We start from the raw sequence: 26,174 nt of genomic DNA on the forward strand, positions 1-26,174 counted from the left end.
TATGACCGACAAGACTGCATCCGAGCCGCCACGGCTGACGTTCATCCAGCGCACTCGCCGAGCACAGCTCATCGAGTGTGCCATTGCCGTTCTCGCGGAGGACGGCTATGCACAAGCATCCTTGTCGCGCATTGCCAAGCGCGCAGAGGTGACCCGAGGCGTGATTTCGTATCACTTCGCCGACCGAGACGAGCTGCTCGACGCGGTGGTCAGCGAGGTCTACGGCATTGCGACGGAGCAGCTGCGGCCCAAGATCGATGCGCAGCCGACCGCTCTCATGGCCGTCCGCACGTTCATTACGGGAAGTGCTGAGTTCTATCGTGATTTCCCCACACACATGGCCGCCCTGCATGAGATCGCCAGTCATGCGCGTGGAGAAGACGGCATGCTCCGTCACGCCGAGCAGTCGCGCGCCAATGACCAGGAGCTCTCTGCGGTTGGCGTGCTCCTTGAACGCGGCAAGCAGAACGGCGAGTTTCGCGAGTTCTCAACGAGCGTCATGGCGCGCACCATCCGCAGCGCGCTTGACGGTCTGCTCGTGCAGATGCGTGCTGATCCTGACTACGATGCAATCAGGGATGCTGAGGAGCTTGCCGACATCTTCGAGCACGCCCTCTCGAGCTGAACGGGCTCTAGAACAACGGTTCTTCGACTAGCGCCTCCCTCTCGTCATTATCTGCAGCGTTCGCGTCTTCGACTCCGGCTTCCGATTCGGCTTCGTTCGTCGTCTCCAGGAATTGAACGTTGGAGGTGCGTGGCACCTGGTAGGTGATGCCGAGGGGTGAGACCCATTCGATCTGGTCGCCGTTGGTGTGGACCTGCCAGAGGGTGTGGTGTCGGAGCATGTGGTGCTGTTCGCATCCGGGCTGCAGGTTCGACAACTTTGTTTCGCCTCCGTGTTGCCATTGTTCGATGTGATCCAGGTCACAGATCGTGGCAGGCCGGTCGCAGCCGATGCCGGTGCACGTTTCATCACGCAGCCGCACGGTGCGTTTCAGATCCGCCGGCACCGCATAACTGTCACGCCCGACCGACAGCACCGCCCCGGTCTCCGGGTGCGTCAACAACCGGGTGAAACTCGGTGCCCGCGCCGCCAGCTCGCGTGCAATGGTGGGGGCGATGGGGCCGTACCCGTCCAACTGCCCCGGCTCGTCGGAGTGTCCGAGGAGTGTCATGACGGGGACGGTGACATGCACGGTCGGACGAATCCCACCCAAACGGTCAGCACCCACCCCCGAAGCACCAACACCGGGCTTAGGCCCGTCGGTGGTGAATCCCTTGAGTAGAGCGTCGACGATCGTGTCTGCTTCGATCTGCGCCAGAGTCCGGTCGTCGCCGGCGGTTTTCAATGCCCGCGCCGTCCGCGTGGCCGCATTCACAAGGCTCTGCACCACCTCGACCGGACCATACAAAGACAGGACTGCCATGCCGTCTTGGGTGCCGTAACACTCCACCCGACGCTGCTTCACCGCCTCCGTGCGACGTTCCGTGATCGTCTCCGGAAACAAACCCTCCCGAATCTTGACCGCAGCACGAGCAAACTGCGTCGCCGACTGCACCATTGCTTTCGGCAGTGCTTCCGCTTCGAACGCGGCCGCCTCACCAGCATCGAGACTGACGGCTTGACGCAGCATCGCGTCGACATGCTGCCGCGTAATCTCACCAGCCTCTAAAGCGCCGAATGTTGACGAGAGCTTCTCACACAGAAACTCAGCATCATTGAGCAGGCCTTGCGCGTGACCCTTCGTGACACCGATCGCCGCACCGATCTCCTGCGCCAAAGAAGACCGCACCCACCCCTCAGCCTCCGCGTCAAGATCCGCCCGCGTTGCCCCATCCCGCATCGGAATGAACACGCCCGGGTGTGCCAAAGCGTCCTGCAGCATCCCGTAGATGCCGCGCATGCGAGACGCTTCCGCTGCCGAAATCGCACGAGAATCAGCAACAACACCATCCAACTGCTCACGCAACGCGCTCGCTACAGCATCCGCTCCAGAGGGCTGCGGCGACTGATCCGAGCCGGTCGTCTCTAGTTCGGATTCCGCATGTGCCGACTCGTCAGGCTCGGATTCTTCGAATCGAGGATCGCCCCATGGCTGCTCGTTCGAATCTGTCGGCGGCGGCTGATATAACTCATCTCTCCCATCCGCCGGACCCCAATTGCCCGGGTCCGGAGGGGAATCTCTGAACTCATCCATGCACCAATTCCACCACGAACCACCGACATTAATTCGAGCGAACCAACGAATGTGGATAACTTAGCTCGAAGCTGTGTTCGAGCGAAATCTGTGGAGAAATCAGCCCAGACGCGCAGAACGCGGCGACGCGCTATCTACCAGGTGCCGACGTACGTTGAGGCGGGTACCTCCGCCGGAATCCCCCGCTGCCGCACAAACGGAAGCCCTCGACGCACCGCAAGCTCGACGCGCGAACGTACAGCATCGCTCGTCAGCTCATAGCCCGTGAAGTCGGTATTCGACGCATACACTCCGATCGGCAGCGTGAGCGCCTGAAAGAAGCCGAACAGCGGTCGAAACTGATGCTCAAGAATCAGCGCATGCTTCTCTCCCCCGCCCGTCGCCGCCAGCAGCACGGGCGTGTCGACGAGCTCATACTGCCCGACGAAATCGAAGAGGTGCTTGAACAGCCCGGTGAACGAGCCTCGGTACACGGGGCTCCCCACGACGAGCAGATCCGCGGTCTCAATCGACCGCAGCGCCGCCTCGGCGCGTGGCGATACCTGGTCGCGCGTCAGTGCACCCGCAAACCCTGACCCGATCTCAATCAGCTCGATCACCTCGACGTCGACCGTCTCGCGCATCGCCACTTCGCCGACGATCGCGCGAATCAAGGCCGTGGTCTTCGAGGGCTCGTGCAGGCTCCCCGAGACGGCGACCACCTTCAGAGTCGTTGCATCGTGTTCAGGCATGAGGCGACAGTACGCTCGACGGCGGCTCGAGAAAATCTCTCACCGACATAAGTCGTAATGGATGCTGCGGCATGCGGCGCCGCAGCAGGCTCAGTCGCGAACGACAGCCTTCTCGCCGGCACGAATCGGTGTGCTGAGCCGGTTCTCGGCGGGCGGCAGCGGGCACACGTAGTGGTCGGCGAACGCGCATGGAGGCAGGTACGCCCGGTTGAAGTCGATGGTCACCGAACCGTCATCGCCCGGAGCAGTGATCGGCACGAACCGGAACCGGTAGCTCTCATCGCCACTCGTGCCGTCACTGATCACGGCGCGCAGCCCGCGCGGGTCCGTCGTCACCTTCAGCGACGCGCTCTCGCCACCGGGCAGCGTCACGTCGACAGTGCCGGCAAGTTCGCCGTCAGACACGTGGCCGTCGATGCTCTCGACGCTCTGCGTCGCGCCGTCTCCAGCATCCGTGAATCGCCCCGTGAGCACCCAGCTCTCGTCGGGCTCGAACGCAGAAAGATCGCGGATGCTGGCGCGCGTCGCAGCATCCGGGTCGATGAGCCGCAGCGCCAGCGCCCCGTCGCGTGAGAAGTACCGCAGTCGCTTGTCGCCCCACTCGATGTCTTGCCCGGTCTCGAGAGAAATCGATGCGCCCTCGACGGTGCCCACGGGACGACCATCTTGCAGAATCGTCTTGCCGTGCAGTGCCGGCGCCGTACCGACAATTGTCTCTCCGGCCGCCTTCCACGTTCCCGGTACGCCCTCGTACGCTGCCTCGTCGGCGGTCAGCCAGTGTGTCGCTACCAGCGATGCCAAGCCGAGCGGAGACGTCGTGGCGCGAACTCGTGACTCGTGCCAATCCGCCCACGCGGCGGCGAAATCGTTGGTATCAGTCATGCTTCTCCTCGAGTGGTACCGGGGTGCGTGCGATCAGCACGCGCTCACGCACATCGCCCAGCCTATGTCAGCCGGGCGATGTGTGCAGTGCAGATCAGTTGAACTCGTCGGGATGCGAGCCGACGCGCTGACCGCGCTCGAGAGCGTCGATTCCCGCCATCTCGTCGCTGGTGAGCGTGAAGTCGAGAACGTCGAAGTTCTCGGCCATACGGCCGGCGTTGTTCGACTTCGGAAACACGATGTTGCCGTGCTGCAGGTGCCAGCGGATCACGGCCTGCGCTGGAGTCTTTCCGTGCGCCTCAGCGGCCGCGACGACGGCCGGTTCGTCGAACAGCGGGTACTTGCCCTGCCCGAGCGGCCCCCACGCCTCAATGTGGATGCCCTGCGACCGGGCGAACTCCGTGAGCTCACGCGACTGCAGTGCCGGGTGCAGCTCGATCTGATCGATCGCGGGCACCGTGTTGCTCTCGGCGAGAATGCGCTCGAGGTGCGGGCGCAAGAAGTTCGAGACGCCGATCGAGCGCGCCTTGCCGTCGGCCTTGATGCGCTCCATCGCGCGCCAGGTCTCGGCGTACAGGTCGCGCTGCGGCGTGGGCCAGTGGATCAGGTAGAGGTCGACCGAGTCGAGGCCGAGCTTCTCGAGGCTCGCGTCGATGGCATCGAAGGCCGATTGCGTTCCCTGGGCGTCATTCCAGAGCTTGGTCGTGATGAACAGCTCGTCACGCGGAATGCCGCTCGCGGCGATCGCCCGGCCGACGCCCTCCTCGTTGCCATAAATCGCGGCGGTGTCGATGTGCCGGTAGCCTGCCTCGAGCGCGTCGGTGACGATGCGCTCGGTCTGCTCCGGGTCAACGAGAAACACGCCGAAGCCCAGCTGCGGAATGTGGTGTCCATCGTTCAGCTCGATGGAGGGAACATACGAGTTAGCCATGATCTCAGCTAACCACAGACGGATGCTGTCGCGACATGTTCCGCGTATGGCGAACGATCAGCGGCCGAGGTCGAACCCGTCGAGTCCGCTGAACAGATCCGGCTCGGCGCTCGAGGGCACCGAGTCGCGTCCTGTCGCGTTCCCCTGCCCCTCAAAGCCGGGCCCTGTCGGAATCTCGGTCCCGTTCTGATACGCCGTCGCGACAGCACGCGCGCGCAGGTCTGCCGCCTCGTTGAGATCGTGTCCCGCGTGCCCCTTGACCCATTCGAACGTGTAGTCGCGCCCGGCAATCGCCTCGTCGAGTTCCTTGAGCAGTCCCACGTTCATGACGGGTTTGCCGTCGGCCTTGCGCCACCCTTTGCGCTTCCAGCCCGGCATCCACTTCGAGATGCAGTTGATGGCGTACTGGCTGTCGCACAGAATATGCAGGTGCTCGTGCGAGACATGCTCGGTCGAGCGAAAGAGGTCGAGCACGGCCATGAGCTCGCCCATGTTGTTGGTGCCGTGCGGCCATCCGCCTGCCGCCCACGAACCGTCGTCGATGTACCAGGCCCATCCCGCGGGGCCGGGATTGCCGAGTGCTGAGCCGTCAGCGGCAGCCGTGATCGTCATACGTCAATCCTGTCACGGCGACGCGACTGCTCGCCCACACCCTGCCGCGCCGTCCGGTAGTGCACGAGCATCCTTGTAGTAACCTCACTATCCCTGCATTGGAGGGATCATGGTCACCATGTCAGCACGAGAATTCAACCAATCGGTTGCCGCCGCTCAGCGACATGCGGCCGACGGGCCGGTCGTCGTCACGCGTCGTGGAGAGCCCGCCTTCGTGCTGCTGCACATCGACGATTACCGTCGCCTGACGGACGCCACGCACCAGGGCTCTCTGAGTGAACGGCTTGCCCCGTCAGATGGCGCCGACCTCAACGACGTCGAATTTGAGCGCGACGCCGAGAGCTGGCGTCCGGTGATCGAGTTCTGACATGTATCTGCTCGACACGAACGTCGTCTCTGAGACCCGGCTACCTCAAACAGGAAACCGAAACGTGCTCTCGTGGCTCGACTCGGTCTCACCGGCGTCGCTCTATCTGAGCGCCGTTACCGAGTACGAGCTTGAACTCGGTGTGCTCATGAAGGAACGCAAAGACGGGCAGAGCGCCGCCAGGCACCGCCTCTGGCTTGAAGGAGTTCGCGACGCCTTCTCGGGCCGAATCCTGCCGATTTTGCCGGAGACGGCCCGTCTCTGCGCAAGCTTGAACGTTCCTGATGGACGCCCCTTCGCCGGCGCACTGATCGCCGCCACTGCGCTGCACCACGGTCTCACGGTTGTCACGCGCAACGAACGCAACTTCGCCGTGCCTGGCCTTGGTGTGTTGAGCCTGTTCCGCTGAAGGCGCGACCTACTGCGACACCAACTGGCGAAGTGGGCGCACCTACTGTCGCGAGGTAGCGACGAACACCTCACCGTCACCCGAGACCGTCAGCGCGGTCTCGTCCGGCGTGACGTACATCGCCTGCCCCGCCGTCATCGTCGCCGCCCCCTGTGCGCCGGTCACGTCCACTTCGCCGCGCGTCACGACAGCGATGGCCGCCTTCTGAATGTCGATCGACGCGTCATCGTCATGCACGTCCATGCGATACAGCTCGAAGTCCGGAACGTCGGGAGCAAACAGCTCGACACCGTCGCCCACGTGCTCGGGCTCGAGGTACGGCACGGGAACGGGCTCGAAGTTCAGAACCGTGAGCAGCTCGGCAACGTCGACGTGCTTCGGCGTCAGTCCCCCACGCAGCACGTTGTCGCTTGCCGCCATCAGCTCCACGCCGAAGCCGTGCAGGTACGCGTGAATGTTGCCCGCGGGCAGATACAGCGCCTCGCCACGCCGCAGGGTCACGCGGTTGACGAACAACGACACCACGATGCCGGGGTCCCCCGCGTAATGCTCGGCAAGCAGACGCACCGTGTCGACAGCAGGAGTCAGAGGGGCGGATGCTGCCACGTCCGTGACCGCCGAGACCAGCGCCGACACCTCTGAGCCGAGCAGGTACTCGATCACCGAGCGCAGCACCTCGGCGTCGTCGCCCTCGAGTCTTTCGCGCAGGCCGCGCAGCTCTGCCGCCGCGAGCCCTTGGCCGTTGCCCTCAGCCACGTCGATAAGCGCATCGATCTCTGCGACAGCATCCGCCACCGGCCGAAACCCGCATAGGGCGTCGTACGTGTCGCTCAGGGCGACGACGAGCTCTGGCTTGTGAAAGGCGTCTTTGTAGTTGCGGTGCGGAGCGTCGAGCGGAACCCCCGCCGCGTTCTCGCGCGCAAAGCCCGCCTCCGCTTGCTCGGGCGACGGGTGCGCCTGCAGCGAGAGCGGCGTCTCGGCCGCCAGCAGCTTGAGCAGAAACGGCAGTCGCCCACTCGAAAGCCCGGCAGAGTCCGGCTCATGGGCAATCCACGTGGCGAGGTCGGGAAAGCCGACGCCGGAGCCGCCGAAGATCCGCGAGGGCGATCCGGGGTGCGCCCCGAGCCACAGCTCGGCTTCGGGCTCCCCCGACGGCTCCCGGCCCTGCAGCTCCGCGATGGCCGTCGTCGACCCCCACGCGTACGGACGCGGGGTGTTCTCAATGGCTACGAACAAATTGCACCTCACTGTCTGACGCGCAGCGCGGATGCCGTTGCACCGACGCCACCTGAGCTTGTTGTGTCCCCACAATCACGCCGGAGTCCGGCACGGAGCACTTGCATCAACCTACCAACCGTTTCTCACCGTCGCGACGACGCACAATAAGCTCACGAGCAGTTGCAGCGACGACTGCTGCACAGAACGACACCTCACCGGGAGACTTCACATGACGTTCGAGCCCATCTCCGCCGATTTCTACGGGTTCTCGACCCTGCTGAGCGACAACGAGAAGGAGGGTCTCCAGCGCATCCGCGATTACATGGAGAGCGAGGTGCGCCCGGTCATCAACGAGTACTGGGAGAAGGCGGAGTTCCCGACCCACCTGGTTCCCGGCTTCATGGCGACCGACGTTGCCCGCTATGCCTTCCCCGAGACGTCGCCATTCGAGAACTCGGCGGTCTTCCGCGGGTTCGCGGCGCTCGAGATGTCGCGGGTGGATGCTTCGATGGCGACGTTCATCGGCGTGCAGGAGGGCCTCGCCATGGGGTCCATCGGCGTCGCGGGCTCTGCCGAGCAGCGTGCGGAGTGGCTGCCGAAGCTCGCGTCCGGGGAGGTCGTCGGCGCATTTGGCCTGACTGAGCCCCTCTCGGGAAGCGACAGTGCGAAGGGGCTGCGCACGACCGCGCGCCGCGAGGGCGACGAGTGGGTCATCAACGGCGCGAAGCGCTGGATCGGCAACGCCACGTTCAGCGACATCACGATCATCTGGGCGAAAGACGAGGCCGACGGCCAGGTGAAGGGCTTCATTGTTCCCACCTCGACGCCGGGGTACTCCGCCACGAAGATCGAGCGCAAGATCAGCCTGCGTTCGGTGATGAACGCCGACATTACGCTCGAGAACGTGCGGGTGCCTGAGAGCCTGCGTCTGCAGAATGCGAGGTCGTTCCGCGACACAGCGCGCGTGCTGCGGCTCACGCGCGCTCAGGTCGCCTGGTCTTCGGTCGGCGTCGCCGTCGGTGCGTATGACGCCGCCGTCGCATATGCGCAAGAGCGTGAGCAGTTCGGAAAGCCCATCGCGCAGCATCAGCTCATTCAAGACCATTTGTCGCGGTGCCTCGGCAACATCACAGCATCCATTGCCATGTGCGTTCGCGTCTCGCAGATGCTCGACGAGGGCACGCAGCGCGACGAGCACTCGGCCCTGGCGAAGGGCTTTTGCACGGCGCGCATGCGCGAAACGGTGGCGTGGGCGCGTGAGGCGATGGGCGGCAACGGCATCGTTCTCGATTACGAGGCGGCGCGCTTCTTCGCCGACGCCGAGGCGCTCTACTCGTACGAGGGCACGCACGAGATGAACTCCCTCATCGTCGGTCGTTCGATCACGGGGCACAACGCGTTCGTCTGACGCCCCTCAACTCGACCACTACACGTGAGTTGGGCGAGCGATGTGCCACTCTCGAGTCTGGGCCTGGAAAGCATCGAGCTGCTGCTTGAGCTCGCGGGTCGCTGCTGGGTGATCCCCCGAGACGTCACGCTGCTCCGCGATGTCAGCGGAGAGGTCGAACACCGCCTCGTCGACCGCGTGCGGCGGAGTCATTCCCTCTTGCGCATTGACGACGAGCTTCAGATCACCGTTCCGAGCAGCCCATTGCCCGTCGTGGCTCCAGAACAGCGTGCGCTCCTGCGAGCTATCCGCTTCGGGTTGTCGAAGCTCGTCAAGAAGAGAGCATCCATCGATGTCGGAGACAGCCGGGGCATTCCCGTCGACGGCATGCACAACGGTCGGAAGCACATCCATCATGGCGCCAACGCCGCGATACTCCTGACCGGCCGCAAGACCGCCGTTGGGCCAGGAGATGATCGCGGGAACTCGGATGCCGCCCTCGAAAAGTGAGCCCTTCGTGCCACGAAGAACACCTGCGGATCCGCCGGCATACGAGACCTCTTCCCCGTTCAGCCAGTTGCGGCTCTCGGCCGAAGGCCCATTGTCTGACGAGAAGAAGATCAGCGTGTCGTCTCGCACCCCCTGCGCCTCGAGAGCATCCAGAATGACGCCGATGGCATCGTCCATGGCGGCGATCATCGCTGCGATCATTCGACGGTCCTCTGGCAGATGCGCGAACCGCTCGACGTACCGTTCCGGCGCATGCAGCGGATAGTGAGGCGCGTTGAACGGAACGTAGAGAAAGAACGGATGATCTGCGTTGCGTGCGACGAAGTCGGCGGCTCTATCGCCGAGCGTCAGCGTCAGGTATTCCCCGTTGTCCCACACCTCTTCATCGCCGTCCCAGAGGTCATGGACCGGATTGTGGTCGCCCCAGTAATAGATGTGCGAGTAGTAGTCGACGCATCCGGCTCGAAACCCGAAGCTCTCGTCGAACCCGAAGGTCAGCGGGCTGTGATCGGCCGCGGCGCCGAGATGCCACTTCCCGAAGATGCCTGTGCGGTATCCGCGCTCGCGCAACCGCGATGCGAGCGTCTCCTGCGGCGGGAGGCCAGGAGTACCGCGCTCTCCGCCGAGAATCGATTCCACGCCGGCGTGCGCGGGATACCGCCCGGTGAGCAGCGAGGCACGTGACGGCGAGCAGACCGGAGAGTTGGAGTACCACTGCGGCAGCCGAACTCCCGCACGGCACAGTGAGTCGAGAAACGGCGTCTCCAGCTCGTCAGCGCCAAAGGACGGAAGGTCTCCCCACCCGAGGTCATCGCTATACAGAATGACGACATTGGGGCTAGCTTTCTGGGCGGACACGGTCTCCCTTTCGACGACGACGGCGTCCTCCGACATTACTCCATCAAATTGATGAGTGGAACGCGCACCGCGCATGTCCTACGATCAAAGAATGACGCGCACTGACGCGGGCCTCGGCAAGAAGAGCTCAAACAGGGTCCGAAATGAGCGGCGGGGCACAAACCTGCCACGTGTGGCCGACTATAACCAGATGCTCGTGCTCGACTTGATTCGTCGCTCAGCGGGGATCAGTCGAGTAGAGCTTGTACAGCGCACAGGGCTCAGCGCGCAGACGCTGTCGAACATCGCCCGCCGTCTCGTCGACGCGGGACTGATCCGGCAGTCCGGCCGCGTGCACTCTGGCGCCGGCGCGCCGCGAACGATTTTCGAAGTCGAAGAGAACGGCCGGTATGCGATCGGCCTCCACATCGATCCCGCACGGCTGACCTGCATCCTGATGAATCTGGCCGGCGATGTCGTCGCCACCACGGTGGAGTCCACCCCCACGACCCCGGACCCCGACGATGTCCTGAACGCCATTGAATCGTCCATCAGCACGTTGATCTCGGAAACGGGGGCAGACCGTTCCCGCATCGCCGGGATCGGGGTGGCGACTCCTGGACCGGTCGACCTCGTTCAGGGTGCGGTGATCGGCGCTCCAAACCTCCCCGGCTGGGAGACCGTTCAACTGCGCAGTGAGCTCAGCGCCCGTATGGAACTGCCCGTGATCATCGAAAAAGACTCCACTGCCGCGGCACAGGGAGAAATCTGGAACTCCGACGAGAAGCCCGCCAATCTGGCGTTCATCTATCTCGGCACGGGCGTCGCCGCAGGCATCGTCCTCGACGGAGAGATCATGCGAGGGGCCAGCGCCAACATCGGCGATATCGGGCACCTCAGCGCTGACCCCGACGGACCCCTCTGCTATTGCGGAGGGCGTGGATGCCTCTCCGCGACGGCGATGCCTGCCACACTCGTGGCGTCCGCAATCGCGCAGGGAGCGCTGCATTCCGTTGACGTCTCAGATGCCCATGCCGTGGAAGTCGCTCTAGCCGAACTCGGCCGAATGGCCGCGGCAGGCCACCCGACAGCCATCGGCATCCTCGACCGTGCAGCACACGGCTTCGGGCGCGTCGCCGGCCAGCTCGTGAACACGCTGGACCTTGATGCGATCGTCTTCGGCGGACCTCAGTGGGAAACCTTCCGCCCGAGCTTTCTGCGCGTCGTTCCGGCGATCGTTGAGCGCCTGTTCATGGGGCGAGATCTTCATCACGTCGACGTGCGCGGCACGTCGATCGGCGACCCCGTTGGCGCCGTCGGAGCGGCGTCACTTGCCATGTGGTCGACGACGTTCGACACGCCTGGACGCCTCTACCTCACGAGCTGACGGGCGTCGCTTTCAACGCAGCCAAGAACTCGCTATTGACTCTGCGGAGCGCCATTACCTAGACTAACCTCGCGCTATTCAATCAAATTGATTATTGCCACGGTGGCTGGCGCAGGAAGGGAACGCAATGAAGCGCCGACACCTTGTCGCATTGACGACATCGGCCATGGTCGTGGCCGCTGGTCTCACCGCTTGCTCCACGGGCCAAGAAGCCAAAGACGGCCCAGCGACGATCACGATCCTCGAATACCAGCAGGCACGCGCGGACGTGCTCGAAGAGCTCATCCCCGAATTCGAGAAGGCGATGTCGGCCAAAGGCAAAGACATCACCGTCAAGTTGAATGCCGACATCCTCCCCGATAGCGACGTCAACACGAAACTCACTCAGCAGCTGCATGCTGGCACCGCACCCGATGTCATCGATACGGGCGGCTCGAACATCACGGGTTGGGCCGCGGCCGGCTACCTTCTCGAACTCGACGACTATTTGACGGACTGGGACGGATGGGACACGTTCTACGACGTATCCCGCGTGCGGGCCAAGCAGTCCGACGGGCACTATTACTCCATCCCCCACGAGGCGAGTCTGCAGCATCTGTTCGTACGCGCCGACGTCCTCGACGACCTCGGAATCGACACGTCTCAGCCCGAGACCTGGGACGAACTCATCGAACGGTTAACGGCGGTCAAGGACCAGACGGGCGAGGCGCCAATCGTGATTCCGGCTGGAACCGCGTGGGGCGACGGCTCGTTCACGGAGGGATTCCTGCCCATCGCCGCCGGCACGGGAAGTCCGTTTTACAACGCGGAGGACGGCACCTGGACCATCGAGAGCAAGGGACTGACCGCGACGTTCGAGTTGTACAACGAGCTCGTGAAAGAGCAGCTCCTGCCTGTTGAGGCCCTGCTCAATCCCAACCCGTGGGAGCCGACGAAGTACGAGGCGTTCCCGGCCGGGACGATGCCCGTCGCTGCCCAGGGAACCTGGGGCTGGCGTTACGACTGGGGCCCGGACGGATCAGCCCCGATTGAAGATGTTCAAGACAAGGTGATCACCTGGAACTACCCCGCACTCGTCGATGGCACGGAGCCGTACTCCGTGAGCGGCGGCGGTTACAACTACGCCGTCAATGCAGAGAGTGAGTACCCGGACGCTGCTGTCGAATTCATCAAATGGCTGGCGTCGGACGAAGCGCTCGCGAAGCAGTTGGCCGTTGTGGGCGCAGCGTCACCGCGCGAAGGCATCTCCGACATCGAGCCCTACGCGAGCGAGCCGGCCTTGCTCGACGCGGAATCGAAACTGACGACCGCCGTCGTGCCTCTCGTGGGCGAGGGCAGCGATCAGATCTCGCAGGCCGTACAGCACGCGACAGCGCAGATCCTCACGGGCGACGCAAACGGCAAACAAGCGGCGAAGGCATTCGCGAAAGAAGTGCGCGAGTTCCTCGACCCGAGCTTCATCGCCGAATGATGTCAGCTTCTCTCGCTCCGACGCGGCGACGCCGCGGCCTCCAGCAGCGCGGCCTCGTGCCGCTGCTGCTGGGGCCGTCGGTGGTGCTCATCACAGCATTCGTATTGATTCCCGCCGCCTACGGCATCTATCTCAGTTTTACCAACACTCAACTCACCGGCTCCGCGGCACGCAATCCGAAGTTCGTCGGGTTCGACAACTACGCTCACCTGCTCACGTCCGAAGATTTCCTCGGATCGATGTGGAACACCGCGCAGTTCGTCTTCTTCTCGGCCATCATCGGGCAGACCGTGCTGGGAATGGTCGCCGCGCTGATCTTGAGCCGCAAATGGCTTCGAGGAAAGGGCGCGTTCGGCGCCGCGGTGCTGCTGCCCATGGTCGTGCCCGAAGTCGTCGCGTCGCTGACGTGGGCAAGCGTCTTGTCACCCAGCGGCGACGGCACGCTGAATAGGCTCCTCGGCGTCTTCGGCGAGGCTCCCGTGGCTGCACTGCAAGCGGCGCCCATGCTGTGCATTATCGTCGTGAACATCTGGCGTGGAATTGCCTTCGCCATGATCATGTTCCAGGCGGCACTGGAGGACGTTCCCGACGAGCTCATCGAAGCCGCTCGGATTGACGGGGCCGGACCGTGGCAGGTATTCCGCCATGTCATCCTTCCCCTGATCCGTGGAGCAGTGTTCTTGTACCTGCTGCTCACGACGATCACGACGGTCGGCGTCTTCGGCCTTGTCTACTTCCTCACGCAGGGAGGCCCGGGCAATGCAACCGAGCTGACGGCCATCTTCATCTACCAGCGCGCCTTCCAGTATTCGCAGATCGGCTTGGGAAGCGCAGCATCAGTGATCCTGCTCATTCTGCTGCTGATCTTCGGCCTGACCTACGTGCGTTTTTCGAAAGTTGAGGTCTGATGGCTGCCACCAGCACCGCAGTGAACACCACCACCTCGGTGGTGCGCCGCCGTCCGAGCATGTTCCGGTCCGTGCAACGCACGTTGCAGTACGTCTTGATCACGCTGCTCGCGCTCTTCTGCCTTATTCCGTTCGCGTGGCTCGTGCTCACCGCCTTCGATGCGGATGCGGGTTCGACCATCAAGCTGCCGGATCTCACCGCCAGCAACTTTGTGCGGTTCTTCACCGAAGCGAACACTCCTCGCCTGCTCGCGAACAGCCTCATCATCTCCGTGCTAGCCACGGCGCTGAATCTCGCTGTCGGCGTGCTCGGAGCCTACGCGCTGTCCCGATTCCGCTTTCGCGGCCGCGCGACGTTCATGTTCTCCATCCTGCTGATCAGGGTCATTCCTGCACCAGCCACCATCGTCGCCCTGTATCTGCTGATGGTGAAGGTGAATCTGGACAACACCCTGTTCGGGCTGATCCTCGTCGAAGCGGCAGCTGCTCTGCCGATCACGCTGTGGATGCTCAAAGGAGCCATCGATGCAGTGCCCGTCGAGATCGAAGAAGCCGCGTGGCTTGACGGGAACAGCCGATTCCAGGGAATCATCCGCGTCGTCGCGCCCCTCGTGATGCCGGGACTCGGCGCCACCGCGATGCTGACATTCATGGCGGTGTGGGGGGACTTCCTCACGCCCCTCGTGCTCTTGCAGTCTCCCGACCTGTACCCGCTTTCTATCGGCTTGTTCCGCGCTTTCAGCGCATTCAACCAGGTCGACTGGGGCCTGCTGGCCGCGAGCGCGATGATCTACATGATTCCGCCCGCAATCCTCTACATGGTGCTTCGCAAGCATCTGCTCCGCTCGAGCATGGGCGGCGCCATCAAGGGATAGCAACGCCCAGCGCGCTTCTCCGTTTGTCCTCTCTGGTGTGCCCAACGGGGCACCGCTTCATCACTTTTGAAAAGGAACGATTTCTTTGGTAGTCGATGTCAATCCGCACGGCCGAACCCAGCTCGACGAAGCCGCGCTCGCGATGTTACGGGTGCGCCGCTTCACACGATTCCGCGTCGCGCCCGCGATCTATAGCGAGGCGCTTCCCGTGGAGGTTCGCGCCTGGACGGTGAACGGCGAACCCGTGCCCTTCTCGCACGCGACGGCGCAGACGTTCGAGCCGTTCGAACTCGGCACGGCCTGGGGCCGCCCCTGGGACACCGTGTGGTTCGAGGTGCGCGGCGAAGTACCGTCGGGCTGGAACCCGGCAGAGACGGAGCTCGTCGTCGACCTTGGGTTCACGGCTGATCAGCCGGGCTTCCAAGCGGAGGGAACCGTCTACCGAGAGAACGGCACCATCGTCAAGGCGCTCGAACCCTTGAACGCGTGGGTACCGCTTCCGGATGCTGGACCGTTTCGGCTCTTCATCGAAGCTGCCGCGAATCCGATCGTGCAGGTTCCGTACGAGTACGAGCCCACGCATGTGGGCGACAAGGCTACGGCCGGCACCGAGCCGATCTACACGCTCCGCGATGTCTCGGTCGCGCGTCGTGATCTCGACGTCTGGGAGTTGCTCCAAGACGTGGCAACTCTCGACGGGCTCGTCGACGTGCTCCCGCCCGACGGTTCGCGACGAGCCGACATCATTCATGCCCTCGTACGCATGGTCGACGTGATGGATCCGGACGACATCGCCGGTACTGCGGCGAAGGGGCGAGCGGCCCTCGCCGACGTGCTCTCAGGAACCGCGCCGGACAGCGCCCTGATCGTCTCGGCCGTCGGGCACGCGCACATCGACTGCGCGTGGCTCTGGCCCACGCGTGAGACGGTTCGCAAGGTCGCGCGAACGTTCTCGAACGTTCTCGATCTCATCGAGCGCGACCCGGAGTTCATCTTCGCCGCGTCTTCGGCACAGCAGTACGCCTGGATCAAGGACACGCAGCCCGAGCTCTTTGAACGCGTTCGGGCCGCTGTCAAGGCCGGCCGCATCCGTCCTGTTGGCGGCATGTGGGTGGAGTCTGACACGAATATGCCCGGTGGTGAAGCGCTCGTCCGCCAGTTCGTGCGGGGCACGAGGTTCTTCCGCGAGGAGTTCGGAGTCACAAGCAACGTGGGGTGGCTGCCCGACTCCTTCGGGTACAGCGGGGCACTCCCCCAGATCGTTCGCTCTGCCGGCATCTCGCACTTCTTGACGCAGAAGCCGTCGTGGAACGAGACGAACCCCATGCCCAACTCGAGCTTCCTCTGGGAAGGCATCGACGGATCGCGCCTCTTCACGCATTTCCCGCCGGCCGAGACGTACAACTCCGATCTCGGAGCCGCCGATCTGGCGCGCAGCGAGCGCAAGTTCCGGCAGAAGGGGGCAGCACACAACGTCATCGCTCTGTTCGGCTGGGGCGATGGCGGCGGTGGCCCCACCCGAGAGATGCTCGGTGCTGCTCAGCGCAAACGAGACCTCGATGGTTCGCCGAAGGTTCAGCTCAGCGATCCCGAGACGTTCTTCGAAACGGCGGCAGCCGAATTGGCGGAGCCACCGGTGTGGGTCGGCGAGATGTACCTCGAGCTGCACCGCGGCACTCTGATCTCTCACGCGCGCAGCAAGCGCGGAAACCGGCACTCCGAAGCACTGCTCAGGCAGGCGGAGCTCTGGGCGGCGACGGCAGCTGTCCGACTCGGATCGGAATACCCGTACGAGGCGTTAGAGAAGGCGTGGGAGCGTGTGCTTCTGCTGCAATTCCACGACATCCTCCCCGGAACCTCGATCGCGTGGGTTCACCAGGAGGCCGAGCAGCAGTACGCCGACCTCACGGCTGAGCTCACCGCCCTCGTCGAGCACTCGCTGGGGCAGCTCGCCGGCGACGGAAACGAGGTGCTGCAGGCAAACGCCGGTCCGCTCGCGCGAAGCGGAGTCGCGGCAATGGGTGTCGCCCCCGCATCCGAGGGCGGTGCACCGGATGCGCGCGAGGACGCCGACGGTTTCGTTCTCTCCGACGATCGTCTGCGCGTCGAGATTGACAGGCGCGGCACGCTGGTTTCCATCGTCGATCTCACCGCCGATCGAGAGCTTGTGCCCGCGGAGACCGCGGGAGGCGTACTGCAGCTGTTCCGCGACGCTCCCCGAGAATGGGACGCCTGGGACATCAACGATGAAGACAAGCGCTCGCGGAAGGATCTCGTCGACCCCGACAGCATCCGTCTCGATGGTGATGCCGTTGTCGTGCGCCATGCCGTCGGCACCTCGACCATCGACGTGCGCATCTCCCTCGCAGACGGGTGTTTGCACTACGCGTTCGACATCGACTGGCACGAGTCGCAGAAGCTTCTGAAACTCGCGTTCCCGCTCGACGTCCGGGCGGATCGTGCAACGTCGGAGATTCAGTTCGGCCATCTACACCGTCCCATTCACCAGAACACCTCGTGGGACACCGCGCGCTTCGAGACTGTCGCACACCGATGGATCCACGTTGGCGAGCCTTCCTACGGCGTGGCGATCGCCAATGACGTGGTCTACGGACACGACATCCGAAACGGACAGTCTCCAGATGGCACCCCCATGACGACCGCGCGCCTCTCGCTCGTGCGTGCGCCGCGCTACCCTGATCCGGGCGCCGATCAGGGACAGCACACGTTCACCGTGAGTCTGCGCCCGGGCGGCATCCCTGAGGCTATCGCCGACGGCTACGCCCAGCACCTTCCGCTTCGCGACGTGCGGGGCTCGGCCGTGGAACCGTTGATTGAGGTGAGCGACCCTGCGATCCTGGTCGAGAGCGTGAAGCTCGCGGAGGATCGCTCGGGAGATCTCGTCGTTCGCCTCTACGAGGCTCATGGCAATCGCTCGTCGGCCACGCTGAGCACCAACTTCGCGTGGAGCGGCGTTCAGACGACAGACCTCCTCGAGGATGCCGTGTCGACAACGACGATTCGCGGCACTGCCGAGGGGTCAACGGTCGATGTATGTCTACGGCCGTTCGAACTCGTTACCCTCCGTTTCGCCTCCCCTGCCCGATAAGGACGATGGATATGACCGACAACACGACAGCAATTCCCCGCCCCGAGTACCCACGGCCGCAGTTCCGACGCGATGACTGGGTCAACCTCAACGGAACATGGGGGTTCGAGATCGATCGCAGCGACACCGGGCTGGAGCGCGGGCTTCGCGACTCGGCGCTCTCGGGGCAAATTGTTGTGCCGTTCGCTCCGGAGAGCACTCTCTCCGGCATCGGCGACCTCGATTTCTACAACGCCGTCTGGTACCGCCGTTCGCTGCACGTTCCAGCGGAGTGGAAGGGAAGCCGCGTGGTGCTCCACTTCGGTGCGGTAGACCATGACGCGACAGTGTGGGTGAATGACGTCGAGGTCGGTCGCCACCGCGGTGGCTTCTCAAGTTTCTCGTTCGACGTCACCGACTCTGTGCGCTTCGGAGCCGAGGTGCCCCTCGTGGTGCGCGCTCGAGATGAGCCCCACGCACCGCAGGCACGCGGAAAGCAGTCGCGTACATATACTCCGACCGGCGCGCACTATTGGCGCACGACGGGCATCTGGCAGACCGTCTGGATCGAGCGGGTTCCGGAGACCTCGATTCGCCGGCCGCGCATCACCCCGAATGTCGCCGCCGGATCGTTCGACGTCGAGGTGCCGCTGTCTGGCATTTCCCGGGGCGCCCGCCTCATGGTGGCGGTATCCGATGCCGAGGGCGAGGTCTCGCGGGCTGAGGTGCGCGCCGATCTCGACCTTGCTCCCCGCGTAACGCTCTCGCTCCCCGAAGGGCGGCAGCGCTTGTGGTCCCCGTCTGACCCGTACCTGTACGACGTGCGCTTCGAGTTGCGCGGAAGTGACGGAAACCTGCTGGACGCCGTCGACTCCTACGCGGGGCTGCGCAGTGTGTCGATCACGGGCAAGGCAATTCGCCTCAACGGCGAGGTCGTGTTCCAAAAGCTGGTGCTCGACCAGGGGTATTACCCCGACGGCCTCATGACCGCCCAGAGTGACGCGGACCTGGTTCGCGACATCGAGCTGTCACTCGCGGCCGGTTTCAACGGTGCGCGCCTGCATCAGAAGGTCTTCGAAGAGCGCTTCCTCTACCACGCTGACCGCATGGGATACCTCGTGTGGGGCGAGTTCGGCGACTGGGGATGCAACTCGAGAGAGGGCGAGGCAAGCAATCAGCAGCCCGACGCATCGTTCATTCAAGAGTGGCTCGAAGTCGTGGAGCGTGATTACTCGCATCCCTCGATCATCGGCTGGTGCCCCATGAACGAGACATGGCAGGCGTACGGCGATCGCATCACGGTGCTCGATGACGTCATGCGCGGCATGTTCCTCGCGACGAAGGCCCTCGACACCTCCCGGCCCGTCCTGGACACCTCGGGATACGCGCACCGCGTTCCTGAATCAGACGTGTTCGACAGTCACCAGTACGAGCAGGAGCCGCAGCTGCTCGCCGAGCACTTCGCGCGGCTCAGCGAGGGCGATCCGTTCGTCAATCCGTCGCCAACGACGGGCGAGTCCTGGTCGATCCCCTATGCCGGGCAGCCATTCTTCGTGAGCGAGTTCGGTGGTATCTGGTGGAACGCCGCCGAGGCGCAAAAGGCAGAGTCGAGCGGCTGGGGCTACGGAGAACGAGTTCGCAACATTGACGAGTTCTACGCGCGATTCGAAGGGCAAGTCGCGGTGCTCATGGATCATCCCGACATGTTCGGTTACTGCTACACGCAATTGACAGACGTCTTTCAAGAGCAGAACGGACTGTACAACTTCGACCGCAGCGACAAGTTCGACATCGACCGCATTCGCGAGGCGCAGGACCGCCCGGCCGCGATCGAGCAGAAGTACGCCGAACGCGACGAATGAGTCACATTCGCACGTCCCCGCGCAGCGTCTCGCGCGGGGACGTCGTCTCATGCTTTCGGTCAACATGCACGGGTGACCGAAGTCTCACGCGATAGATTGGAGAAATGAGCTCGCCCGTCGTCGCCCCGCCCGCGACCTTGTCGACCAAGTACCGGGTGACAGCGGCGCACGGCACGTTCGGGCTCTTCGTCGCGTTCGGCGGCGACGGCATCCGGAATCTTGTGGGCTGGCCCGCCTACGTCGTCATTGTCAGCGCGTACACGCTGATCACGCTCGTTCTTATCGCGAGAGCACGACCGGTGCTTTCGCCACGCGCGCTTCCCAAGGCTCTCATCGCCTTTCTCGTGTATGCGCTCGTCTCGGTGACGTGGTCGGCCTATGCCGGCGCGACGCTGCTCACGTACTTGGGCACGTTCATGTGCACGGTCGTCGGCGTATACCTCGCGCTCGTGTTCACGTGGCAGCAGGTGCTGACGCGTCTCGCGAATGCCCTCAAGTGGGTCATCGGACTCTCGCTGGCATTCGAGCTGTGGGTGTCGGTGTTCGTGCGCGACATGGTGCTGCCGCTCTCGGGCGGCGTGTACGTGGGTGACGACCCGCCGCTTCTCGCGTACTGGTCGCGAAACCTGCTGTTCGAGGGCGGAAAGATCCAGGGAATCCTCGGCAACTCGAATCTGCTGTCGATCTGCGCGCTCTTCGCGGTCATCGCCATCGGCATTCAGCTCACCATTGGTTCCGTTCGTCGCAGCTGGGGCTGGTTCTGGATGCTGCTATCAGTCGCGACCTTCTCGCTGACGCGCTCGAGCACGATCATTGTCGCGGCCCTCGTCGCAGCGGCGGCTCTGCTCGCCGTTGTCATCGCTCGCCGCGCATCGCGGCATGGCCGCACGGCGCTGTATGTCACGGTCGCCGTGGTCTTCGCCGGCATCGTCACGGTGATTCTGACGTTCACCGATCAGCTGCTCGCCCTTCTGGGCAAGAGCGAAGATCTCACCGGGCGCACCGAGTTCTGGACTCGAGTCATCAACCAGGCATCGGAACGTCCCTGGTTCGGCTGGGGCTACTCCAGTCCGTGGGTTCCGGGGCAGCTTCCGCTTGACGACCCTCTCGTCAGACATCACGTCGTACAGCTCCACGCGCACAACGCGTGGCTCGACGTATGGCTGCAGCTAGGCGTCATCGGCGTCGTCCTGTTCGCCGCGGTCATCGCGTCGCTGCTCTGGCGCTCGTGGTTCGCGGCCATCGACCGGCCGCGCTTTGACCTGCGCGACGACCGCCCCTACTCCGCCCTGGCGCTGCTGCCCCTGCTGTTCACTGTCGTACTCGTGGTGCAGAGCCTTGCCGAGAGCCGCATCCTCATCGAATCGGACTGGGTGCTCGTCGTCCTTCTGTCACTCAAGACCAAGCGACAGCGCGCGATCACCGAAGACGGGGCAACGTGACGGTGCCGGGCGGACCTCGCGGGCGCATTCCGCACGGCCTTGACGAGGCCGTGAGTTCGGCGCCGTTCGCCCAGGCGTTCACGATCTGCGCGATCGCCACAACGTTCTCGATTCCCCTCATTCGCAATCTGCTCGACTGGCCGGGGGTCGTCGGCGCGCTCGGCACGCTCGTGCTACTGGCCGGCGTCGTGCTGATCGGGCGCCGTCACTACATCGAGTGGCGCGGCTGGTGGCCGCTCTCGATCTTCGCGTTCATGGCCTGGTGTGCCCTCAGCCTGTTCTGGAGTGACTATTCGACAGACGGTTTCGTGGGCATCGCTTATCAGGTCGTCGTCGCGATTCTCGCCATGACCATCGCGCTCACGCGCGACATGATCCAGATCGTGCGCGCCGTCGGGGGCGTGCTGCGCGCGCTGCTTGCCGTATCAATCGTGCTCGAGATGCTGAGCGGCATCTTCTTCGACGTGCCGATTCCGTTCCTCAGCATCGAGGGGAACATCGCGCTCGGCGGTCCGATCCAGGGAATCTTCGTCACGCGCAACATGCTCGGGCTCATGGCCGTCATTGCCCTGATCACCTTCGTCATCGAATGGCGAACGCATTCGGTCGACCGCCCCATCGCCTACGGCTCGGTTGCCCTTGCCGTGCTGTGCCTGCTTCTGTCGCAGTCCCCCATCAACCAGCTGCTCATTCTGGTGGTGCTCGTCGCGACGCTCGCGCTGTACTGGCTGCGCAAGTCCTCCCCCGAGCGGCGCACTCTCATTCAGGCGTTCTTGCTCACGGTGTCGTTTATCGGCTTCGTGGCCGTCTACCTTGCGCGCAACCTGATCATCCGGTGGCTCGACGCCGCGAGCGAGTTCGGTGTGCGGTACCACTTGTGGCGCTCGACGTGGGATCTCGTGAAAGACAACTTTCTCGAAGGCTGGGGGTGGATCGGCGCCTGGCGCAACGACGACTTCCCGTACATTCTCATCAACATCCAGGTCGATCGTGTGCACGCGTCGGCGCTCAACGCCTATCTCGACGTCTACCTGCAGGTCGGCCTCGTCGGAATCTTCCTGTTCCTGGTTCTGTGCCTATTCGCGTTTCTGCGTTCGTGGAATCTGGCATCCAACCGCCGAAGCCTCATCTACACCTGGCCAGCGCTGGTGCTCGTCACGCTCTTGGCGGGCTCTGCAGCTGAGAGCCACATTCTCACCGGTGCGGGGTGGTTCCTTCTGGTCATCTGCGCGGCGAAAGCGTCGCAGTCACAGAGCTGGCGGCAGACGCTCGACAGGCGACCTGCTGGGCCGTCGACGCCGCTGAACCATCCAGACCGTATCGACTGACGCTTACTTGTTCTTCGCCTTGTGAACCTCGAGGGCCTCTTCAATAGGGCCGTCGAAGATCTTCTTGCCCTTGCGCAGAACAATGCCGCGGTCACACAGTTCCTTGACCGTGCCTGCGCTGTGGCTGACCACGACCATGGTCTTACCCTGGTCGATCAGCTCCTGAATCTTCTGATTGCACTTCTCACGAAACGGAGCGTCGCCAACTGAGAGGATCTCGTCGACCAGAAGCACGTCAAGCTCTGTGTGAATGGCGACGGAGAACGCCAACCGCATGAACATTCCGGACGAGTAGTGCTTGACCTCTTGATCGATGAATTCACGGATGCCGGAGAAGTCGACGATATCGTCGAAACGCTCGTCGGTCTCCTTCTCACTCATTCCGAGGATCGCGGCGTTGAGGTAGACGTTCTCGCGCCCGGAGAGCTCTGGATGGAACCCGGCGCCAACTTCGATAAGTCCCGCAAGTCGTCCCCGCACGAGAATGCGTCCCGCGTTGGGCTCGAGCACCCCGGAGATGAGTTTCAGCATCGTCGATTTGCCCGAACCGTTGTGGCCAAGGATGGCCACGGATTCACCTTCGTCGATGGTGAATGACACCTCGTCGACGGCCTGGAACGGACTCGACCCGACCTTGCGTCCACGGATCTTGCCGATCACAGCCTCTTTCATGGAGTGACTGTGTCTGATCAGGAACGTCTTGCGAACGTTCTCGACGATGATGCTCGGGCGAGCTGCAGTTGTTGTCATGCGATTAGAGATCCTGTGCGAAGTTGCGCTCGAACCGGCGGAAGACGAACTGTCCTACAACGATTGTGACAATGGCGATCGCGAATGCGACGAGCGAGTACACGAGCATGTGCTCTGGCGGGAACAACGCATCGGCCGGTGGATTATCGAGAGCCCCTGTCGACGTCGTAAACCAGAAACCGTAGTGGAAGAACTCGACGGCGACGGTTAGAGGGTTGCACATGTAGATGTTGAACAGCCAGCTCGGCGCGATGTCGGCGAGCATTGTCCACGAGTACAGTACGGGAGCGGTCCACGTTGCGAACGTTCGGATAATCTCCACGAAGTTCTGCGCGTCTCGGAACGCCACGTTGAGTGCTCCGAAGAACAGGCCGAGGCCTGTGGAGAACAGCACGATCAGCAGCATCCCGAGAATGGCGACCGCGACGCCAGCGAGTGTGGGCACCCACCCCGTCAGGAGAGCTACGAGGATGAGAATCGCGACCTGTGGCAGAAAGTGCACGAAAGCGACGATGACGGTAGCAACGGGAAAGAGTTCGCGTGGAAGATAGATCTTCTTGACGAGTGCCTTGTTGTTTACGATTGACGTCGTCGCGTTGCTGAAGGACTCATTGAACAGGTTGACGACGACGATTCCCGAGAAAAGATAGACGGGAAAGTTGTCGATGCCACGTGAGAGCCCGAGGATGTGCCCCATGACGAGGTAATAGACAAGAAACTGCGCTGCCGGCTTCGCGTATGACCACATCCAGCCGAAGACGGAGTTCCGATAGCGGGTTGTGACGTCCTTCTTAACGAGAACCTTCAGCAAGTAACGTCTTGTGAAAATATCAAGAACACCGTGACCCCGGCCTGGGGTCTTGAATTCGCTCAAGTCAGCGTTCGTCAATGTCTGTGCCAATGTCGTCGTGCTCTCGGGTCAGCTCTGGGGGCCAACTGGAATCATAGCGCTGTCAAGCTGAATTACTGCCGGTTGCAGAGTCCTACCAGGATTTCACGGATTGTGGAAGCTAGGCTCAGAGAGGCATTGTGCCGCAAGTCAAGACGAACAGGAGTCAAACGCCGCGCATGTGGACAGCACTGCAGAACGTCATCTTCCCTCTTGACCGCGACCCCGACGTCCTTCCTCTCTACGCCGACCCCGAGACGTGGACGACCATCGACGGCCAGAACGTCAAGGTCAGCAACCATGCGCACATCGACGATGTGCTCTCTCGGACGAGCGCTCGTGTAAACGGGGGAAAACGCGTCTCATTCGCAAGCTATTTCAATGCCTTTCCGGCGTCGTACTGGCAGCACTGGACCAACGTCAAGCGCGTGCGTCTAGAGCTTTCCACGACCGGATCCGGCACGATTCTTGTCTACCGCTCGAACTCACAGGGTGCGCAGCAGCGTGTCGAGTCCCGTCGCGTCAGCGAAAACGCAACGAGCACGTTTGACCTTCCGCTCAAGTCCTTCGGCGACGGCGGTTGGTACTGGTTTGAGCTTGAAGCCGACGAGGACGGGCTCGTTCTCGATCGAGGTACCTGGCTGACGGACGCGAAGCAGAAGAACTCGGGTAAGGCGTCGCTGGGCACGACGACATTCAACAAACCCGATTACTGCGTGAACACGCTTGACGCGCTCGCTCAGAGTCCGGAAGTGCTCGAACTTATCGACCGCATTTTCATCATTGACCAAGGCGACCAGAAAGTCGCCGACCAGGACGGGTTTGACCAGGTAAACGACAAGCTCGGCGAACAACTCGAGATCATCGACCAGGCGAATCTCGGCGGCTCCGGAGGCTTCTCGCGCTCGATGGCGGAGGTACTGAAGCGCGACGACAGTGATTTCCTCATCCTCCTCGATGACGACGTCAAGATTGAGCCCGAAAGTATTCTGCGCACCGTCGCTTTTGCGCGACACAGCAAGCGACCCACCATCGTCGGTGGGCACATGTTCGATCTACTCAACCGACCTGTCCTGCATGCCTACGCCGAGATTGTCGATGAGAAGCCCTTCATCTGGCGTCCTCAGCACCGTGAGCTGTTCCCTCATGACTTCCGCAACACCAATCTCCGGCAGACCCGATGGATGCATTCACGCATGGACGCGGACTACAACGGGTGGTGGTTCTGCCTCATCCCTAAAAAGGTCATTCAAGAGATTGGCCTGTCTTTGCCCGCGTTTATCAAGTGGGATGACTCCGAATACAGCCTTCGGGCGCGTGAGCATGGCTTCCCGACCGTGTCGCTACCCGGTGCCGCATTGTGGCACGTATCGTGGCTCGATAAGGACGATTCAATTGACTGGCAGGCGTACTTCCACGCCCGCAATCGAATCGTGGCAGGGCTCCTGCACTCTCGTTACCCGCGGAGCGGAATTCTGCTCCGTGACAGCTTCCGCCTTGACCTCAAACACCTTCTGTCAATGCAGTACTATGCCGTGACCCTGCGTCATATGGCGCTCAGGGACATCCTAAGTGGCCCGGAGCACATGCATGCGCAGCTTCCCACGCAGTTGTCAGTACTTAGAAAGACCGCTTCATCCTTCCCTGAAATGCGTGTCCTGCGCACGGATGAGGAGATTCCGCCGACGAACCAAGGCAAGCGAGTTTTCCCTGTCACGCCACCTCACAAGTCGACACCCGGCCCGCGCGGGATCAGTCTCGCCGTGTTCACAGCGAAGATGACATTGCGCCACTGGTTCACCCGCCCGTCTTCCGCGAACCGTAAGCATCCTCAGGTTGAACTCGCGAAGCGCGACGCCACGTGGTTCCGCACGCCACACTATGACAGCGCGCTTGTCTCAACAGCTGACGGGTCAGGAAAGTCATGGTTCCAGCGTGATCGTTCAACGTTCCGCCGTTTGCTCGCCGAGAGCATTGCGCTCCATCGTCAGCTGCGAGACAGCTGGCGGACGCTTTCCACCGCGTACTGTCAAGAATTGCCCGCACTTACATCACCTGAAGAGTGGAATAAGACATTCGCCGCGAAATAATC

At 63.0% G+C, this 26,174-nt stretch carries 21 protein-coding genes and 1 pseudogene; 13 read left to right on the plus strand and 9 right to left on the minus strand.

The window, feature by feature from the left end; translation table 11 throughout:
* Position 1: 1 nt before the first annotated feature.
* A complete protein-coding gene (locus ATJ78_RS14065; protein WP_098408812.1) occupies positions 2-625 on the plus strand; it encodes a TetR/AcrR family transcriptional regulator in 624 nt (207 codons plus the stop codon).
* A gap of 7 nt (positions 626-632) precedes the next feature.
* On the opposite strand, the gene ATJ78_RS14070 is transcribed toward ATJ78_RS14065, so the two are convergent.
* The 5 genes and pseudogenes from ATJ78_RS14070 to ATJ78_RS14090 form a co-directional block, all read right to left on the minus strand.
* Complete coding sequence (locus tag ATJ78_RS14070) at positions 633-2,198, minus strand: HNH endonuclease signature motif containing protein (RefSeq protein ID WP_098408813.1); 1,566 nt, start codon at positions 2,196-2,198, stop codon at positions 633-635.
* A 134-nt stretch (positions 2,199-2,332) separates the two neighbouring features.
* The gene (gene msuE / locus ATJ78_RS14075) at positions 2,333-2,929 is read right to left on the minus strand and encodes an FMN reductase (RefSeq protein WP_098408814.1); all 597 of its coding nucleotides are present in this window, start codon (positions 2,927-2,929) and stop codon (positions 2,333-2,335) included.
* 90 nt (positions 2,930-3,019) lie between these two features.
* A complete protein-coding gene (locus ATJ78_RS14080) occupies positions 3,020-3,811 on the minus strand; it encodes a DUF1684 domain-containing protein (RefSeq protein WP_098408815.1) in 792 nt (263 codons plus the stop codon).
* Between the two features lie 94 nt (positions 3,812-3,905).
* Positions 3,906-4,742, minus strand: a complete 837-nt coding sequence (locus ATJ78_RS14085; RefSeq protein WP_098408816.1) for an aldo/keto reductase — start codon at positions 4,740-4,742, stop codon at positions 3,906-3,908.
* Positions 4,743-4,844: 102 nt separating this feature from the next.
* Positions 4,845-5,354 (minus strand): annotated as a pseudogene (locus ATJ78_RS14090) (ribonuclease H family protein); the annotation flags it as partial.
* Between the two features lie 118 nt (positions 5,355-5,472).
* Here ATJ78_RS14090 and ATJ78_RS14095 point away from each other — a divergent pair.
* Entirely contained in the window at positions 5,473-5,721 is a 249-nt protein-coding gene (locus tag ATJ78_RS14095; RefSeq protein ID WP_245836336.1) for a type II toxin-antitoxin system Phd/YefM family antitoxin, read from the plus strand.
* Position 5,722: 1 nt separating this feature from the next.
* A complete protein-coding gene (locus ATJ78_RS14100) occupies positions 5,723-6,130 on the plus strand; it encodes a type II toxin-antitoxin system VapC family toxin (RefSeq protein WP_098408818.1) in 408 nt (135 codons plus the stop codon).
* Positions 6,131-6,172: 42 nt separating this feature from the next.
* Here ATJ78_RS14100 and manA read toward each other — a convergent pair whose 3' ends face one another.
* Complete coding sequence (gene manA / locus ATJ78_RS14105) at positions 6,173-7,366, minus strand: mannose-6-phosphate isomerase, class I (protein WP_098408819.1); 1,194 nt, start codon at positions 7,364-7,366, stop codon at positions 6,173-6,175.
* Between the two features lie 211 nt (positions 7,367-7,577).
* Between manA and ATJ78_RS14110 the strand changes: the two genes are divergently transcribed.
* Positions 7,578-8,756 carry an acyl-CoA dehydrogenase family protein gene (locus ATJ78_RS14110; protein WP_098408820.1) on the plus strand — a complete coding sequence of 393 codons (1,179 nt, stop codon included), beginning with the start codon at positions 7,578-7,580 and terminating at the stop codon, positions 8,754-8,756.
* Positions 8,757-8,774: 18 nt separating this feature from the next.
* Here the strand turns inward: ATJ78_RS14110 and ATJ78_RS14115 are convergent, their stop codons facing one another.
* Positions 8,775-10,139, minus strand: coding sequence for a sulfatase-like hydrolase/transferase (locus tag ATJ78_RS14115; RefSeq protein WP_169923466.1), 1,365 nt, complete (start codon positions 10,137-10,139; stop codon positions 8,775-8,777).
* A gap of 55 nt (positions 10,140-10,194) precedes the next feature.
* On the opposite strand from ATJ78_RS14115, the gene ATJ78_RS14120 reads away from it, so the two are divergent.
* The 8 genes from ATJ78_RS14120 to ATJ78_RS14155 all read left to right on the plus strand — a co-directional run bounded on the left by ATJ78_RS14120 (position 10,195) and on the right by ATJ78_RS14155 (position 22,443).
* The gene (locus tag ATJ78_RS14120; protein WP_169923467.1) at positions 10,195-11,469 is read left to right on the plus strand and encodes an ROK family transcriptional regulator; all 1,275 of its coding nucleotides are present in this window, start codon (positions 10,195-10,197) and stop codon (positions 11,467-11,469) included.
* Between the two features lie 127 nt (positions 11,470-11,596).
* On the plus strand, positions 11,597-12,940 hold the full coding sequence (locus ATJ78_RS14125) for an ABC transporter substrate-binding protein (RefSeq protein ID WP_098408823.1): 1,344 nt from the start codon (positions 11,597-11,599) through the stop codon (positions 12,938-12,940).
* Positions 12,937-13,848 carry a carbohydrate ABC transporter permease gene (locus ATJ78_RS14130; RefSeq protein WP_098408824.1) on the plus strand — a complete coding sequence of 304 codons (912 nt, stop codon included), beginning with the start codon at positions 12,937-12,939 and terminating at the stop codon, positions 13,846-13,848. The genes ATJ78_RS14125 and ATJ78_RS14130 overlap by 4 nt, the downstream gene beginning before the upstream one ends.
* Positions 13,848-14,723 (plus strand): carbohydrate ABC transporter permease, encoded by an 876-nt coding sequence (locus tag ATJ78_RS14135; protein ID WP_098408825.1) that lies wholly within the window; start codon positions 13,848-13,850, stop codon positions 14,721-14,723. Before ATJ78_RS14130 ends, ATJ78_RS14135 begins: the two co-directional genes overlap by 1 nt.
* A gap of 142 nt (positions 14,724-14,865) precedes the next feature.
* Positions 14,866-17,832, plus strand: coding sequence for an alpha-mannosidase (locus ATJ78_RS14140; protein ID WP_098409408.1), 2,967 nt, complete (start codon positions 14,866-14,868; stop codon positions 17,830-17,832).
* A gap of 11 nt (positions 17,833-17,843) precedes the next feature.
* A complete protein-coding gene (locus ATJ78_RS14145) occupies positions 17,844-19,673 on the plus strand; it encodes a glycoside hydrolase family 2 protein (protein ID WP_098408826.1) in 1,830 nt (609 codons plus the stop codon).
* Positions 19,674-19,777: 104 nt separating this feature from the next.
* Positions 19,778-21,115, plus strand: a complete 1,338-nt coding sequence (locus tag ATJ78_RS14150; RefSeq protein ID WP_098408827.1) for an O-antigen ligase family protein — start codon at positions 19,778-19,780, stop codon at positions 21,113-21,115.
* The gene (locus ATJ78_RS14155) at positions 21,112-22,443 is read left to right on the plus strand and encodes an O-antigen ligase family protein (protein ID WP_245836337.1); all 1,332 of its coding nucleotides are present in this window, start codon (positions 21,112-21,114) and stop codon (positions 22,441-22,443) included. The genes ATJ78_RS14150 and ATJ78_RS14155 overlap by 4 nt, the downstream gene beginning before the upstream one ends.
* 3 nt (positions 22,444-22,446) lie before the next feature.
* On the opposite strand, the gene ATJ78_RS14160 is transcribed toward ATJ78_RS14155, so the two are convergent.
* On the minus strand, positions 22,447-23,193 hold the full coding sequence (locus ATJ78_RS14160; protein WP_098408828.1) for an ABC transporter ATP-binding protein: 747 nt from the start codon (positions 23,191-23,193) through the stop codon (positions 22,447-22,449).
* Between the two features lie 4 nt (positions 23,194-23,197).
* On the minus strand, positions 23,198-24,004 hold the full coding sequence (locus ATJ78_RS14165; RefSeq protein WP_342744802.1) for an ABC transporter permease: 807 nt from the start codon (positions 24,002-24,004) through the stop codon (positions 23,198-23,200).
* Positions 24,005-24,222: 218 nt separating this feature from the next.
* Between ATJ78_RS14165 and ATJ78_RS14170 the strand changes: the two genes are divergently transcribed.
* Entirely contained in the window at positions 24,223-26,172 is a 1,950-nt protein-coding gene (locus ATJ78_RS14170; protein ID WP_245836338.1) for a glycosyltransferase, read from the plus strand.
* Positions 26,173-26,174: the final 2 nt, after the last annotated feature.

The sequence above is a fragment of the Paramicrobacterium agarici genome, from assembly GCF_002563955.1.
Taxonomy (GTDB): Bacteria; Actinomycetota; Actinomycetes; order Actinomycetales; family Microbacteriaceae; genus Paramicrobacterium; species Paramicrobacterium agarici.